Source organism: Streptomyces flavofungini (genome assembly GCF_041028215.1).
GTDB classification, from domain to species: Bacteria; Actinomycetota; Actinomycetes; order Streptomycetales; family Streptomycetaceae; genus Streptomyces; species Streptomyces flavofungini_B.
Genome location: NZ_JASKYR010001262.1, coordinates 1 through 1,162 on the forward strand (window position 1 = coordinate 1; position 1,162 = coordinate 1,162).

1 protein-coding gene and 1 pseudogene are annotated in these 1,162 nt (G+C 73.3%); both read right to left on the reverse strand.

The features are described from left to right. Positions 1–303, reverse strand: a pseudogene (locus tag AB8Z36_RS40285) (CoA-transferase); the annotation flags it as partial. Next, the coding region (locus AB8Z36_RS40290; protein ID WP_369218313.1) for a CoA transferase subunit A at positions 300–1,162 on the reverse strand (863 nt) is incomplete at its 5' end. The gene AB8Z36_RS40290 and the pseudogene AB8Z36_RS40285, both read right to left, overlap by 4 nt.

Here is a 1,162-nt window from a genome sequence, read left to right on the forward strand (position 1 = left end):
CATCATCACGTGCCGCCGCCCGCCCATCACCATCGTCAGATGTCTGCGGTACGGCAGCCAGCCCTCCGTCACCGCCGACGCGGCGCCGACGGCGGGCACGTCGCCGATGAGCAGGGCCTCGCCGTCGGTGAGCAGCAGCTCGGGGGAGAAGGCCAGCTTGGCGAGGCGGGCGGCGACGGAGGGGATCGTGCCCATGGGGGAGGCGAGGATCTCACCCGCGCCCCGCCATGCCTCGGCGCAGGCGACCACGCAGTACTCCGCGCGGGTCGTCGTCCGCTCGTCCGCCGCTCCTGTGCGCGTCATCGCTGCTCCTTGTGCCAGGTCCGGACGGCCAGGTGATAGTCGCGCTCGCCGCCGCCGAGGAAGCGCTCGCGGAAGGCCTCCCAGCTCGCGGGGTCGGCCGCCGCCTCCGCGTAGGCCCGCTGGAAGGGCTCGTCCCGTCCGTAGTCGGGCGCGCAGGAGGTGAAGTGCGCGCCCTTGGGCGTCTCGGTCACGCCCGTCACGGCGTGCCGGGAGACAAGGAGCGTCTGCGGGGCCGCGTGCTCGGTGAGCGCGGCGGAGTCGACGAGGCGCTCGCACGAGACGTACGCGGTGTCGGCGGCCTCGCAGAACAGGTCGTCGAAGTACGGGTCGGGGCCGAGGTACTGGCCGTTGCCGAAGCGGTCGGCGCGGTTCAGGTGCACCAGGGCCGCGTCCATCCGCAGGGCGGGCACCGCCACCAGCTCCTCGCCGTCCTCGTACGGCGAGGTGATGGTGCGTAAGCCCCGGTTGACCCGCAGGACGTCCGAGCCGAGGCCCGCGCGGACCGGCAGGAACGGCAGGCGCTGGGCGCCCGCGGTGAGGCCCTGCATGAACATCGCCTCGTCCAGCTCGACGAGTGCGAGGCCGCCACGCTCGCGTGCCGCCCGGAAATGCGGTTCCAGGGGGATCGAGTCGAGGGTGGTGAAGGCCGTGACCAGCTTGCGGACGCGGCCCGCGGCGGCGAGCAGGCCGACGTCGGGGCCGCCGTACGACACCAGGGTCAGATCGGTGACGGAGGACCGCAGCAGGGCCCGCACCAGCGCCATCGGCTTGCGGCGCGACCCCCACCCGCCGATACCGAGGGTCATCCCGCTCCACAGCCGCCCCACGATCTCGTCGGCCGTCATGACCTTGTCCGTAC